Raw genomic sequence first — 12,247 nt, 5'->3', positions numbered from 1 at the left:
ACGCGGGCGTTTCAGGCCGCCTCGTACCGGTGCGCCCGACCGCCCCGCCACTCGACCCACTCGGGGCTGTCCAGAATCCGCTCGGGGTCGTCGAGCCCCGCACCCTCCAGGAACACGATCACGTCGTGGTCGGAGTGGGCGAGGCCGAGAATCTGGACCCGCCCCTCGCGCTGCACGGTGACGCGGCGCCCGCCCGAGGGGGACGGACGGAAGATCACGATCGGCGGAGAAGTCATGCCTCCAGGGTGCGACGCGCCGAAGACCGCCGCACAGTGAACCGCAAACCCGGCTCCGGAACAGATCACGGAGACGGGGGAGCGGCAGTCCCGCCGGACGCCGCTCAGGCAGCGGGCCTGGCGCTGCCGCCCGTGGCCGCTGCCCACTCGACCAGCAACCGCTGGTACTGCTCCTCGTCCTCGGGCGACAGGCATCCGCCCGAGCGCTGCCACAGTTCGCGAATGTCTTCATTCACCACTGAGGCGGAACGCACGGAACCGGACGGGCACGGAGTCGGGGGCATGCCTACAAGGCTAAGGCCATGATGTGACTATCCGACCCATTGGGCGCAAGGGACATCTCTCACATGTCTTTCAGGCAACCTTCGGCACCAGTGCGAGATCCCGCAGTGCCGACAGCCGCTCCGTCACTGGTGCGTGGTCCACGAACCGTACCTCGCAGCCCAGTGCGGCGGCGCCGGCGTCCGCGTGCCGGTCGTCCCCGACCATGACCACATCCGTCGGATCCTGTCCGAGAAGTGTGCAGGCGATGTGGAAGAGCTGTGCGTCCGGCTTCTGGATGCCGTGCTCGTAGGAGAGCACGTACGTGTCGATACGGGCGTCCAGGCCGTGCGCCCGGAACACCGGCCGCAGATCCCATCCGATGTTGCTCACCACGCCGATCGGCACACCGCTGTCCGCCAGCGCACCCAGCACCTCGGCCGCGTCCGGATAGGGGCACCACGCGGCCGGGGTCCGGTGCCGGTCGTACAGGGCGTCGTACAGTCCGGGGTCCGGCAGGGCGACCTGACGGGCCAGCCCGGTGTACGCGGCCCGGTGCATCCGCGCGCTCTCGTCGCGGGAGGCCCACGCCCGGGTCAGGTGTTCCGGTACGCGCTGCGGACCGGGCCCGCCCGGCAGCGCGCCGGCGGCCTCCAGTTCCTGCGCGTACCGGTCGAAGTCGGCGTCGTCCACGCTCACTCCGCGCTCGGCGAGGGCGGCGGCGAGCCAGGACCGGACCGATTCGATCCGGAACAGCGTCCCGGAGAAGTCGAAGAGAACACCCTTGATCGGCATGGGCCCGATCCTCGCCGATGCACCGGCGATGCGGCAAGGACGCCTGTTCAGTCGCCGTGCGAAGGTTCGCGCGACTCGTGCCGATCGAATCCGGCCATCGCGAAGGCCGTCAGCGCCGCCCCGAGCAGCCATCCGCCCAGTACGTCGGACGGCCAGTGGACTCCGAGGTAGAGCCGGGTGACACCGACTCCGAGCACCGAGACGCACGCCACCGCCAGGGCGGCCCGCCACACCCGGGGTCCGGCGCCGTACCGGCGCAGCAGCCACAGGAGCATTCCGCAGCTCACCACGGCCGTCATCGCGTGCCCGGAGGGGAACGCGGCGTAGTGGGCGGAGTCCACCGGGTCCGGCCACCGGGGGCGCTCCCTGCCGACGGCGGCTTTGATCCCCTGCTGGAGCAGGCCGGCCAGGAGAGCCGTCGCCGCCAGCCATCCGGCGAGCAGCCCGGCTCCGCGCCACCAGAGGATCACCACGGCCACGGCGATCAGGGCACGCATCGTCCACGGGTCCCACAGCCAGTCCGTGAGCACCCGGTTGACGCGGACGAGGCCGGGCTCCGCCACCGCCCGCCGGTGCAGTGCCTCGGAGACCGTGCGGTCCAGACGCATCAGCGGTGACCACCGTGCGGCGACCAGGACCAGCAGCGCCAGCGCGAGGGCCGCACACACGCTTCCGGTCCACAAAGCCTGCCGGGGGTTCCGGACGTGGTCCGGGCGGGGACGGGTCGGGGAGCGGTGCATGGAGGGATCCTCGCCGACGGGAGGCGCGGCGGGCCATCTCCCGCACCGCTTCCGTGCGGTGTGTCCGGCCCGGCCGGTCAGCCCAGGGCGCTGAGAGCCGGTACGAGAGCGACCAGCAGCGGAACCGCCGGTACGAGCGCGGCCGCCGCCGTCAGCCGCAGCCGGCGGCCCGCGGTGAGCCGTCCGGCGGGCGCCAGCAGCCGGTCGACCCGGAGCGGCACCTGTGCGTCCGGAGTCGGGCACGGGCCGAACACGCCCCGGTCCTCGTTGAGTTCGACCAGTGCAAGGGCGGTCGTCAGCCGGCCGAAGCGCCGTGACGCCACGTCGTCGGCGGCCAGTTCGACCAGCCGGTGCATCTCGCCGCGGAACGCCGCGAACACCGGCACCTGCGGGAACCCGGACGCCAGAGCGGCGGAGCAGTTCAGCAACCAGTCGTGGCGTGCCTTCGCGTGACCCTGTTCGTGCGCGAGCACCGCGTCCAGCTGACGGCCCTTCAGTCGTCCCAGCGCCGCGGTGGTGATGACCAGTTGGGGCGCCGTGCCCGGCAGCCACCAGGCGTCGGGGCGCTCCCCCTCCAGCACCACCAGCCGTTCACTGCCGGGCTCCTCGCCCGGCAGCAGCGGGGAACGCACGAGGAGTTCGGCGCGGCGTCGCCGGCGCCGCAGCTGCGCCCGGTGGATCTCCCGCGTCAGCATCGCGGCCGTCCACACACCACCGAGAGCCAGCAGCACGGCCATCACGGCCGACCACGGCCCGTACGCCACAAGGGCGTACGCCTCGACCACCGGGCGCGGCGCGGGCGCGAACACATGGCCGCGGACCGCCTGCCAGGCCGCAGCCGCGCTGAACGTCATGGACAGGGCGAAGGAAAGCAGCACGCCTGCCACCGCGCACTGCCACACCCACAGGGCCACGACGGGCTCGCGCTCGGGCCATTCGGCCCGCGCCATCAGCCGCGGGGTCACGACGGCGGCCACCGCACCGAGCAGCAGCAGCGCCAGGGAGACCAACATGGAGCCAGCCTATGAGTGGCGCGGCACGCACGGGTATGGCTGCGCTCGCCAAGTGACGCAGGACACGGTGTTCGGTGCTCGCTGTCTCAGAGGGTGAGCAGCATCGCGAACATGGATATCCCCATGGTCAGGCGGCAGGCCAGTGCCAGCTCCGGCCGGGTGGTCCAGCCCCCCGGAGGGGACCCGCCCGCCAGGGCCACGCCCCCGGCGGCCGTCGAGGCCACCGGGATCAGCCGGGCACCCGAGCGCAGTACGTAGACGGCGTAGTAGGCGAGGAGCAGCCCCGTCAGCAGGGGTACGCCCCCCGCCGCGGCCATGGCGTGCGAGGCGTGAGCACCGTGCCCCGCTCCGCCCGGCCGCGCCATCACGACGGCCATGTAGACCATCGCCGACGAGCCGACCAGATGATGCAGATGGTGACCGCTGCGTCGCGAGAACCACAGGGCTCGCAGCGCCGCGACTCCGAACAGCGCCGCGTACACCGCCCATCCCCAGGCGGGCGGGGTGACGACGGCGGCGGGAACCGCCATCGCGGCCATGCCGAAACCCATCAGGGCCTCGGCCCGGGCCGCCCTGCGTTCCTCCCCGGTCCCGCTGCGGGTGCGCAGCAGGCAGTACGCGCCGGTCAGCGCGCACAACGCCATCAGCAGCCAGCCGGACATCGCCGGTCCATGCACAGCAGACCTCCCCCGGGCGAACGACATCGCCGTCGCCTAGTCGATGCCCGGGGCCGCTCGCTCGTACGCGGCGCACTGGGGTACTGGGGGAGCGCGCGGCGGTGGTGTATTGCGCTGCGCCTGGTGCGGGCGCCCCGGACGTCAGGGCCGGAAGCGCAGCGGATGGTCCCCGGGCACCTCGACGACGGCGATGCGCACCCCGTCGGGATCGGAGATCCACATCTCGTCCAGTCCCCAGGGCTCCCGTTGCGGTTCCCGCAGCACCTCCACCCCGCGGGCCGACACCTCCTCGTACGCCGCCCGCACGTCGGCCACCTGGAGCCACAGCATCAGCCCGGGGGCCGGCGGCGCGTCACCGCGCCCGGAGAGCTCGAGGAAGCCGCCGCCCAGGAAGTAGACCGTCCCCCGCTCGGGGCCGGTGCCGAACTCCCGGTAGACGGGAAGGGCGAGGGACTCCCCGTAGAACGCACGTGACCGTTCGGGATCCGTGGGGCGCAACAGGATCCGGCTGCTCAGCACATGAACCATGCTCCGGAGCCTAAGGGGTTACTGGACTGTTCCTGGGCTCTCAGGTCGTTCCCGGCATGGGGTTAGGCTGCTGCGGCACGGTCACAGCAGAGAATCGGAGAGCCCCTCATGGACACCGCCCCGCCCCGGGACTCGGGAGAGCTGACCTACCGGGACGCGACCGACGCGGATGTGCCCGCGCTCGTGGAGCTGATCCAGTCCGCGTACCGCGGCGACGCCAGCCGCGCCGGATGGACCACCGAGGCGGACATCCTGCAGGGGCAGCGGACCGACCCGCAGGGGGTCCGCGAGGTGGTGGAGGACCCCGACAGCCGGTTGCTCGTGGTGGAGCGGGACGGCGAGCCGGTCGCCTGCTGCCAGCTCCAGCACCGGGGTGCGGCCGCCTACTTCGGGATGTTCGCGGTACGCCCCTCGCTCCAGGGCGGCGGACTCGGCAAGGTGATCATCGCCGAGGCCGAGCGCACCGTCCGGGAGGGCTGGGGCGTGCGTGAGATGCACATGACCGTGATCTCGGTCCGGGACGAGCTGATCGCCTGGTACGAGCGCCGCGGCTACCGCCGCACGGGGGAGCTGAGCCCGTTTCCGTACGGCGATGAGCGGTTCGGTATCCCGCAGCGCGCCGATCTCGCCTTCGAGCTGTTGGTCAAGGACCTGCCGATGGGCTGAGCACGGATCACGCGGTGAAGCGGCCCGCGCGGCGGATCTCCGGGTAGTCGGTCGTCGCGCCGTCGAGCCCGAGCCCGCGGGCGAGCCGCAGGTGGTCCTGGGTGTTGACGACCCAGCCGACGACCGTCAGACCCTCGGCGTGGGCCTTCTCGACCAGCTCCAGGGTGATGCGCCGGATGTTCAGAACCAGCCGGGTCGCGCCCACGGCCTTGGCCCGGTCCACCACGTCGTCGCCCCAGCGGCTGGCCACCAGTGCCGTGCGCACCCCCGGCACCAGCTGCGCGATCTCGGCGATGGCCTCGTCGTGGAACGAGATCACCTCGACCCGCTCGACGAGATCGCGCCGCCGCATCACCTCGGCCAGTGTGCGGGCGGCGGCCACGTCCTTGATCTCCGCCTGCATCGCGGATCCCACGGCGTCGAGGACCTCCTCGAAGACCGGGATCCGCTCGCCCCGGCCGGCGTCGAGCTCACGCAGCTCGGCGAGGGTCTTGTCCGCGATCGCGCCCTTGCCGTCGGTCGTACGGTCCACGTCGGCGTCGTGCATGACGGCGAGGGCGCCGTCCTTGCTCAGGTGAAGGTCCAGTTCGATGAGGTCCATCCCGGCCTGCTCGGCGTGGACGAACGAACGCAGGGTGTTCTCCGGTTCGACACCCATCACCCCGCGATGACCGATGGTGAGAAAAGACAAGGCACTCTCGCTTCCGTCGACGGCGTCTACCCGCGTACTGCTCCTACCCACACGGCCCTACGGCATGACCGCAATCCGGCAGCCTAAGGGCTGTCCCGTGATCCCTGGTGGATCAGCGCGCGGCGTCGGATGCGGTGCATCGCAAGGCGGAGGTACGTCCGTGCCCCGCGCGGCTCTGCCGGGCAGGCGCGCGAAGGAGGCGGGGCCCAGGCCCGCCCGCGTTACCACTGACGGCGATACACGCAATGAAGACACCGCTGCGACGCTGAGTGACAGGAAAAATCGCGGTGACCATGGGGTTGCGCAGGATAATTTCCAGGTCTCCACTTGTCTCGGGGAACCGCACACGGATACGGTTGCTTGACGCGAGGTTCTCCCGTGGAGGAAGTGTTATGACGGAAATTCTTGTGCACGACGTCACTGCCGACGGCATAGCTGCCGCCCAGCGGGTGATCGAGCACCCGGCCTGGCCCGCGCTCAAGAATGCCGTGGAGGAGATCCGCCCCTGGCAGTCGAAGGACGGATCCATCGACTTCGAGGCCGAGGGCGCGCCCACGCCCGCGACCGCCACCGGGACGCTGGAGCGCGTCGCCGCCGCGGTCGAGCGGCTCTCCCCGCTGCTCCCGCACGACGCCGCCTACCACCGGGCCCTCGTCACGGATCTGCGCCGCTGGGCGGCCGACGGCTTCGGCGTTCCGGACTTCCTCGACTCGCTGCTCGCCTTCCAGCCCGCCAAGAGCCGCGCCGACGGGCTCCAGCACCTGGTCGTCTTCGCGATGTACACGCAGAACGGCAACCCCGACCGCAATCTCGAAGCGGTCGTGCTCCGGATGGTGTGGCCCGAGTGGCTCGCCGACCTGGAGGCGACCCGCTACGACAACCCGATGTTCTGCGGCATCACCTTCGAGGACTTCACCTCCGGATACGACACCAACTCCGCGGTGCTCTTCCCGGAGACCATCGCCGTCCGGGAGGCCCCCGAGCGCTTCAGCTGGGGCGGCATCTTCTGCGACCGCGAGGCCGCCCGCTTCCGCCGCGTCACCGAGGCGTCCGTCGAGCTCCTCGGCGTCGAGCTGCCGGACGACATCCGCGAGATGGTCGGCGACCAGCGGCGCTGCGAGCAGGCCTTCGTGCTCTGGGACATGGTCCACGACCGTACCCACAGCCATGGTGACCTGCCCTTCGACCCGTTCATGATCAAGCAGCGCCAGCCGTTCTGGATGTACGGCCTGGAAGAGCTGCGCTGCGACCTCACCGCGTTCCGGGAGGCCGTGAAGCTGGAGGCCGACGGATTCGGCCAGGGCCGAGACGTCCAGTACGCCGTGCTCTTCGACCGGATGTTCCGCTTCCCGGTCACCGGCGAGCGCGTCCGCAACTACGACGGTCTCGGCGGCCAGCTGCTCTTCGCCTACCTCCACAAGCACGACGTCGTGCGCTGGACCGACAACACCCTGAAGATCGACTGGGAGCTCGCCCCGCGGATCACCAACCAGCTCTGCGGCGAGATCGAGCAGCTCTACCGCGACGGCATCGACCGGCCCAAGCTCGTCCACTGGTTCGCCGCGTACGACCTGGTCGCCACGTATCTCTCGCCGCACCCCGGGTCCCGCTGGGCCAAGGGCCCCGACGCCCTCGACCTCTCCCAGCCGCCCCGCAAACTCGTCGACGACGTGCTTCCGGACGAGTTTCCCCTGAGCATGTTCTATGAGGCGCTCTCCAAGAAACTGAAGAACGTGATCGCCTCCACCAAGGGGATCACCGCCGCGGAAGCCGGGCAGGCGGCCGCGTGAGCGCACGGAGTACTGAGGAGGCGGTGGCCATGAACGGAAACGGCAAGGGCAGCGGGAGCGGTGCGCTCGAAGGCGCGGTGGTCGCCGTGGCGGGGGCGGCCGGCCCGGCAGGCCGGGCCACGCTGCTCCGGCTCGCGGAAGCGGGCGCGGTCGTCGTCGCCTCGGACGCCAACGCCACCCGGCTCGCCGAGGCCGTGGACGCGGCCCGCTACGCCCATGGCGGCGCCACCGTCACCGGCGACACCGTGGACCTCCTCGACCTCGGCGCGGCCCGCGAGTGGGCCGACCGGACGGAGAAGGAGTTCGGCCGGATCGACGGACTGGTCCACCTCGTGGGCGGCTGGCGCGGAAGCTCCGGTTTCGCCGACACGGACCTCGCCGACTGGACGCTGCTGGAGAAGCTGCTGATCCGCACGGTCCAGAGCACCTCGCTGGCCTTCCAGGCCGGTCTGCAGCGCAGCGACCGCGGCCGCTACCTGCTGATCAGCGCGGCCGGCGCGAGCAAGCCCACCGCGGGCAACGCCGCCTACGCCGCCTCGAAGGCCGCGGCAGAGGCCTGGACCCTCGCGCTCGCGGACGACTTCCGCAAGGCGGGGGGCGAGGGCGGACCGGACAGCGCGGCTGCGATCCTGGTCGTGAAGGCACTGGTGCACGACGCGATGCGCGCCGAGCGCCCGAATGCGAAGTTCGCGGGCTTCACCGACGTCAAGGAGCTGGCCGATGCCATCGCCGGCGTCTGGGACCGGCCTGCCCCCGAAGTGAACGGAAAGCGCCTGTGGCTGACCCCGCAACCGTAAGGACCGACGCGCGTCGCCATCACGACCCGCAGGTACGCGGCTTCGCCAGTGACAACTACGCGGGAACCCATCCGGAGATCCTCGCCGCCCTCGCCCTCGCCAACGGCGGTCACCAGATCGCCTACGGGGAGGACGAGTACACCGGGCAGCTCCAGCGTGTGATGCACAGCCACTTCGGCCCCACCGCCGAGGCCTTCCCGGTCTTCAACGGAACCGGCGCCAACGTGGTCTCGCTCCAGGCGATGACCGACCGCTGGGGTGCGGTCATCTGCGCGGAATCCGCCCACATCAACGTGGACGAGGGCGGGGCCCCGGAGCGGGTGGGCGGCCTCAAGCTGCTCACGGTGCCCACCGAGGACGGCAAGCTCACACCCGAGCTCATCGACCGGCAGGCGTACGGCTGGGACGACGAGCACCGGGCCATGCCGCAGGTCGTCTCGATCACCCAGAACACCGAGCTCGGCACCGTCTACACCCCCGGCGAGATCCGCGCCATCTGCGAGCACGCCCACGGGCACGGCATGAAGGTCCACCTCGACGGGGCCCGGATAGCCAACGCCGCGGCCTCCCTGGACGTGCCGATGCGCACATTCACCAACACCGTCGGCGTCGACGTGCTCTCCTTCGGAGGGACCAAGAACGGGGCGATCTTCGGCGAGGCCGTCGTCGTCCTGGACCCGGAGGCCGTCCGGGCGATGAAACATCTGCGCAAGCTGTCGATGCAGCTCGCCTCCAAGATGCGATTCGTCTCCGTACAGCTCGAGGCGCTGCTCGCCGGCGACCTCTGGCTGCGCAACGCCCGGCACGCCAACGCCATGGCCCAGCGGCTCGCGGACGGGGTCCGCGCGGTGGGCGGTGTGGAGATCCTCTACCCCGTGCAGGCCAACGCCGTCTTCGCGCGGCTGCCGCACGCGGTGAGCGAGCGGCTGCAGAAGCGCTTCCGGTTCTACTTCTGGGACGAGACGGCCGGAGACGTGCGCTGGATGTGCGCCTTCGACACCACGGAGGACGACGTGGACATGTTCGTCCTCGCGCTGAAGGAAGAGATGGCCGCCTAACGCCTTGCTCGCTTGCGTATGAATATGCGGTCGCCCGGAAATCCATTGACTTCCGGGCGACCGCATATTTACGCTCGGCGGCCATGGAGCTGATTCAGCAGATCCCCGACATGCCCGCCTATCTCGCCGCCGATGAGGCCATCGACCATGGGCACCCGCTGGTTCGGGAGACGGCCGCGCGCCTGCGTTCCACAACCGGCGACGCATACACATACGCGGCAGCCGCCTTCGACTTCGTCCGCGACGACATCACGCACTCCGCCGATTCGGGTGACCCGCGGGTCACCTGGCGCGCCTCGGACGTCCTGGCGACCCGCAACGGAATCTGCCACGCCAAATCCCACGCCCTGGTGGCCCTGCTGCGCACGGAGGGCATCCCCGCGGGCCTCTGCTACCAGAGGCTCGCGAAGGACGACGGGGAACCGGGGCCCGTGCACGGGCTGATCGCGCTGCGGCTTCCGGGCCGGGACCGCTGGGACCGTCAGGACCCGCGCGGCAACCGGCCCGGCGTCGATGCACGCTTCTCGCTGGACGAGGAACGGCTGGCCTGGCCCATCCGGCCGGAGTTCGACGAAACGGACTACCCGGTGGTCCATGCGGCACCGCACCCGGAGGTGCTGCGCGCCCTGCGGACCGCTGCCGACCGTGAACAGCTCCGGCACACGCTGCCCACGGCGCTCTGACCGCGGACCCCGCACCGGAGTGACGTTTCAGCCGGGACGGCGCAACGGTCGTGGTCAGCTCCGCTCGCGGACCTCGGCGGGTGTCGGAGCCGTACCGCCCAGATGCGCGGGCACCCACCAGGTGTCGCTCGCATCTTTCGGACGCACCGGATAGGCGCGCTGGGCGGCTTCGAGCAGCTCCTGCACCCGCTCCCGCAGCCGCCGGGTGATCGCACCCGCGTACTGGTCGGTGGGCGCCTCCACGGGCTCGCCGACGCGGATCGTCACCGGGGTGTGGCTGCGCCTGAAGTTACGGGGGCGGCCCTTGGTCCACAGCCGCTGGGTTCCCCACAGCGCCATCGGGATCAGCGGCACCCCGGCCTCCTGGGCCAGCCGCGCGGCACCCGACTTGAAGTTCTTCAGCGTGAAGGACTCCGAGATGGTCGCCTCGGGGAACACTCCGACGATCTCACCGGAGCGCAGCGAGGCGAGGGCGTGCGCGTACGCGTCCTCACCCTGCTTGCGGTCCACGGGGATGTGCTTCATGCCCCGCATCAGTGGTCCGGAGACCTTGTGCCGGAACACCGATTCCTTCGCCATGAAACGGACGAGCCGCTTCTGCGGCAGCGACACGAGCCCGGTGAAGATGAAGTCCAGATAGCTGATGTGGTTGCTCACCAGAACCGCGCCACCGGTCTTCGGGATGTGCTCCGAACCCTGGGTGTCGATCTTCAGGTCGAGCGCCTTGAAAAACGTGCGAGCGGCGCCGATGACCGGCCGATAGACGAGTTCTGCCATCTGGGGAAGACCCTTCTTCAGCGCCTGGGGAGGGTTCTCCCGGCGGAAGTTACGCAGCCGTAGGTTTTCGGCATTGGGCCGATCGTGCCCCATGCGCGACGCGGTGGCCAGTCTCGGCGGGCGCGGGGCGCGAGATTCTCGTCACGTGGGAGGGCCGGGAATGTCCCGGCGGCCGTGGGCGCTGACCCTTTGCGTAGAGCTCTGAGAAGGAGGCCGACAGTGGACGGGCAGGCGCGGGTGGACAGGCTGGACACCGCCCAACTCGGCGCGGAACTGGGGGAGCGCGCCACCCTGGTCCAGTTCTCCAGCGCCTTCTGTCAGCCGTGCCGGGCCACCCGGCGCACCCTCGTCGAGGTGGCGGGAATGGTCGACGGGGTCGCTCATGTGGAGATCGACGCCGAGGCGCATCTCACTCTTGTGCGCGCGCTCGACATCAGCCGGACGCCCACCGTCCTGGTGCTCGACGCCGCCGGCCGGATCGTCCGGAGGGCCGTCGGGCAGCCGCGTACGGCCGACGTCGTGGCCGCACTTGGGCAGGCGATATGACGGACTGTGATGTTCTCCCACCTTGTGGGACGGTCTTGACTGCACCCGCCACGCATCGTCAGTCTGACGCTATGCCGCCAGTACTCCTTCTCTACGGCCGGGTCCACGTCGACCTCGCCCGCTACGCGAGCGCGCGCTGTCCGGATGCCTGAGCATCCACGGCCCCGTAGACCCGACGCGCAGAAGGACGACATCTCCATGACGGCATCACCCGAGCTCGGCAACGCCCTGACGGCATCCCCGGACCTCCTCCGCTCCGTGTTCCGGCAGCACGCCGCCGGCGTCGCCGTGATCACCGCGGCCGGTGACCGGCCGGTCGGCTTCACCGCCACCTCCCTCAACTCCGTGGCCGCCGAGCCCCCGCTCATCTCCTTCGGCGTGGGCACCTCGTCCTCCAGCTGGCCGGTCGTCGCGGAGGCCGAGCACATCGGCGTCCACATACTCGGCGAGCACCAGCAGGAGCTGGCCGCCACCTTCGCGCGCAGCGGCGCCGACCGGTTCGGCCCGTCCACCTACTGGCGCAGCGGCCCGGAAGGCGTTCCGGTGCTGGACGGCGTGCTGGCCTGGCTGGTCTGCCGGATCGTGGCCCGGATCCCGGCGGGGGACCACCGGATCGTGATCGCCCAGGCAGTGGTCGGGGACCCGGCCGGGTCCGGGCGTCCGCTGGTCTACCACCAGGGTCGGTTCACGGCTCTGCGAGACTGAGAACTCCTGGGTGGCATCTGGGCGCCGGGCGTTGGACAGATCACAGTTCAGAGCGCTTGCTTATGGGGCACGCAATAGGTGTACTGGCGAGTAATATTACGGTCGGAGCGTCGGTCGCTCCGACCGGAAATCGCCCCATCAGGCGCCTATGCTGCGTGCAACAAGGCAGCCCGGAAATGACGATGCAGTAGGAGAGCCGGCGTGAGCTTGAGGATCGTTGTCTGTGTGAAGTACGTGCCCGACGCGACCGGTGACCGGCATTTCGCCGATGACCTGACGCTGGA

General features: G+C 70.6%; 16 protein-coding genes and 1 pseudogene. 8 read left to right on the top strand and 9 right to left on the bottom strand.

The features are described 5' to 3' along the window. Positions 1 to 11: 11 nt before the first annotated feature. The 7 genes from ACFVJX_RS32425 to ACFVJX_RS32395 all read right to left on the bottom strand — a co-directional run bounded on the left by ACFVJX_RS32425 (position 12) and on the right by ACFVJX_RS32395 (position 4,250). Entirely contained in the window at positions 12 to 236 is a 225-nt protein-coding gene (locus ACFVJX_RS32425) for a hypothetical protein (RefSeq protein ID WP_384132386.1), read from the bottom strand. Positions 237 to 340: 104 nt separating this feature from the next. Further along, a complete protein-coding gene (locus tag ACFVJX_RS32420; RefSeq protein WP_384132389.1) occupies positions 341 to 520 on the bottom strand; it encodes a hypothetical protein in 180 nt (59 codons plus the stop codon). 70 nt (positions 521 to 590) lie between these two features. After that, on the bottom strand, positions 591 to 1,292 hold the full coding sequence (locus ACFVJX_RS32415; RefSeq protein ID WP_384132391.1) for an HAD family hydrolase: 702 nt from the start codon (positions 1,290 to 1,292) through the stop codon (positions 591 to 593). A 47-nt stretch (positions 1,293 to 1,339) separates the two neighbouring features. Next, the gene (locus ACFVJX_RS32410; RefSeq protein ID WP_384132394.1) at positions 1,340 to 2,032 is read right to left on the bottom strand and encodes a phosphatase PAP2 family protein; all 693 of its coding nucleotides are present in this window, start codon (positions 2,030 to 2,032) and stop codon (positions 1,340 to 1,342) included. Between the two features lie 77 nt (positions 2,033 to 2,109). Continuing rightward, positions 2,110 to 3,045 (bottom strand): M56 family metallopeptidase, encoded by a 936-nt coding sequence (locus tag ACFVJX_RS32405; protein WP_384132396.1) that lies wholly within the window; start codon positions 3,043 to 3,045, stop codon positions 2,110 to 2,112. 86 nt (positions 3,046 to 3,131) lie between these two features. Beyond that, on the bottom strand, positions 3,132 to 3,722 hold the full coding sequence (locus tag ACFVJX_RS32400) for a DUF5134 domain-containing protein (RefSeq protein WP_384132399.1): 591 nt from the start codon (positions 3,720 to 3,722) through the stop codon (positions 3,132 to 3,134). A 141-nt stretch (positions 3,723 to 3,863) separates the two neighbouring features. Beyond that, the gene (locus ACFVJX_RS32395; protein WP_384132402.1) at positions 3,864 to 4,250 is read right to left on the bottom strand and encodes a VOC family protein; all 387 of its coding nucleotides are present in this window, start codon (positions 4,248 to 4,250) and stop codon (positions 3,864 to 3,866) included. Between the two features lie 108 nt (positions 4,251 to 4,358). Between ACFVJX_RS32395 and ACFVJX_RS32390 the strand changes: the two genes are divergently transcribed. Further along, positions 4,359 to 4,916 carry a GNAT family N-acetyltransferase gene (locus ACFVJX_RS32390; protein ID WP_384132405.1) on the top strand — a complete coding sequence of 186 codons (558 nt, stop codon included), beginning with the start codon at positions 4,359 to 4,361 and terminating at the stop codon, positions 4,914 to 4,916. Between the two features lie 7 nt (positions 4,917 to 4,923). On the opposite strand, the gene ACFVJX_RS32385 is transcribed toward ACFVJX_RS32390, so the two are convergent. Beyond that, positions 4,924 to 5,607 (bottom strand): glycerophosphodiester phosphodiesterase, encoded by a 684-nt coding sequence (locus ACFVJX_RS32385; RefSeq protein WP_384132408.1) that lies wholly within the window; start codon positions 5,605 to 5,607, stop codon positions 4,924 to 4,926. Between the two features lie 392 nt (positions 5,608 to 5,999). Between ACFVJX_RS32385 and ACFVJX_RS32380 the strand changes: the two genes are divergently transcribed. The 4 genes from ACFVJX_RS32380 (at position 6,000) to ACFVJX_RS32365 (ending at position 9,935) form a co-directional block, all read left to right on the top strand. Then, positions 6,000 to 7,397, top strand: a complete 1,398-nt coding sequence (locus tag ACFVJX_RS32380; RefSeq protein ID WP_384132411.1) for a DUF6421 family protein — start codon at positions 6,000 to 6,002, stop codon at positions 7,395 to 7,397. Between the two features lie 29 nt (positions 7,398 to 7,426). Beyond that, positions 7,427 to 8,194, top strand: coding sequence for an SDR family NAD(P)-dependent oxidoreductase (locus ACFVJX_RS32375; protein ID WP_384132414.1), 768 nt, complete (start codon positions 7,427 to 7,429; stop codon positions 8,192 to 8,194). After that, positions 8,173 to 9,252, top strand: a complete 1,080-nt coding sequence (locus ACFVJX_RS32370; RefSeq protein ID WP_384132417.1) for a threonine aldolase family protein — start codon at positions 8,173 to 8,175, stop codon at positions 9,250 to 9,252. The genes ACFVJX_RS32375 and ACFVJX_RS32370 overlap by 22 nt, the downstream gene beginning before the upstream one ends. Positions 9,253 to 9,335: 83 nt before the next feature. Then, a complete protein-coding gene (locus ACFVJX_RS32365) occupies positions 9,336 to 9,935 on the top strand; it encodes a transglutaminase family protein (protein ID WP_384132420.1) in 600 nt (199 codons plus the stop codon). Positions 9,936 to 9,989: 54 nt separating this feature from the next. Here the strand turns inward: ACFVJX_RS32365 and ACFVJX_RS32360 are convergent, their stop codons facing one another. After that, entirely contained in the window at positions 9,990 to 10,712 is a 723-nt protein-coding gene (locus ACFVJX_RS32360) for a lysophospholipid acyltransferase family protein (protein WP_384132422.1), read from the bottom strand. Positions 10,713 to 10,931: 219 nt separating this feature from the next. On the opposite strand from ACFVJX_RS32360, the gene ACFVJX_RS32355 reads away from it, so the two are divergent. The 3 genes and pseudogenes from ACFVJX_RS32355 to ACFVJX_RS32345 all read left to right on the top strand — a co-directional run. After that, positions 10,932 to 11,258 (top strand): TlpA family protein disulfide reductase, encoded by a 327-nt coding sequence (locus tag ACFVJX_RS32355; protein WP_384132425.1) that lies wholly within the window; start codon positions 10,932 to 10,934, stop codon positions 11,256 to 11,258. Positions 11,259 to 11,456: 198 nt separating this feature from the next. Next, positions 11,457 to 11,963: a flavin reductase family protein gene (locus tag ACFVJX_RS32350; protein ID WP_384132428.1), complete on the top strand. Its 507-nt coding sequence runs from the start codon at positions 11,457 to 11,459 to the stop codon at positions 11,961 to 11,963. 201 nt (positions 11,964 to 12,164) lie between these two features. Next, positions 12,165 to 12,247 (top strand): annotated as a pseudogene (locus ACFVJX_RS32345) (electron transfer flavoprotein subunit beta); the annotation flags it as partial.

The sequence above is a fragment of the Streptomyces sp. NPDC127177 genome, from assembly GCF_042672475.1.
Lineage (GTDB): Bacteria > Actinomycetota > Actinomycetes > Streptomycetales > Streptomycetaceae > Streptomyces.
Note: the sequence above shows the minus strand (reverse complement) of the source record. Positions and strands in the feature narration are given on the sequence as shown.

What these genes read in the sequence shown, in the direction of transcription:
- ACFVJX_RS32425 (WP_384132386.1), bottom strand. Translation starts at nt 236, where the DNA reads ATGACTTCTCCGCCGATCGTGATCTTCCGTCCGTCCCCCTCGGGCGGG.
- ACFVJX_RS32365 (WP_384132420.1), top strand. Translation starts at nt 9,336, where the DNA reads ATGGAGCTGATTCAGCAGATCCCCGACATGCCCGCCTATCTCGCCGCC.
- ACFVJX_RS32420 (WP_384132389.1), bottom strand. Translation starts at nt 520, where the DNA reads ATGCCCCCGACTCCGTGCCCGTCCGGTTCCGTGCGTTCCGCCTCAGTG.
- ACFVJX_RS32405 (WP_384132396.1), bottom strand. Translation starts at nt 3,045, where the DNA reads ATGTTGGTCTCCCTGGCGCTGCTGCTGCTCGGTGCGGTGGCCGCCGTC.
- ACFVJX_RS32390 (WP_384132405.1), top strand. Translation starts at nt 4,359, where the DNA reads ATGGACACCGCCCCGCCCCGGGACTCGGGAGAGCTGACCTACCGGGAC.
- ACFVJX_RS32410 (WP_384132394.1), bottom strand. Translation starts at nt 2,032, where the DNA reads ATGCACCGCTCCCCGACCCGTCCCCGCCCGGACCACGTCCGGAACCCC.
- ACFVJX_RS32380 (WP_384132411.1), top strand. Translation starts at nt 6,000, where the DNA reads ATGACGGAAATTCTTGTGCACGACGTCACTGCCGACGGCATAGCTGCC.
- ACFVJX_RS32350 (WP_384132428.1), top strand. Translation starts at nt 11,457, where the DNA reads ATGACGGCATCACCCGAGCTCGGCAACGCCCTGACGGCATCCCCGGAC.
- ACFVJX_RS32360 (WP_384132422.1), bottom strand. Translation starts at nt 10,712, where the DNA reads ATGGCAGAACTCGTCTATCGGCCGGTCATCGGCGCCGCTCGCACGTTT.
- ACFVJX_RS32395 (WP_384132402.1), bottom strand. Translation starts at nt 4,250, where the DNA reads ATGGTTCATGTGCTGAGCAGCCGGATCCTGTTGCGCCCCACGGATCCC.
- ACFVJX_RS32375 (WP_384132414.1), top strand. Translation starts at nt 7,427, where the DNA reads ATGAACGGAAACGGCAAGGGCAGCGGGAGCGGTGCGCTCGAAGGCGCG.
- ACFVJX_RS32415 (WP_384132391.1), bottom strand. Translation starts at nt 1,292, where the DNA reads ATGCCGATCAAGGGTGTTCTCTTCGACTTCTCCGGGACGCTGTTCCGG.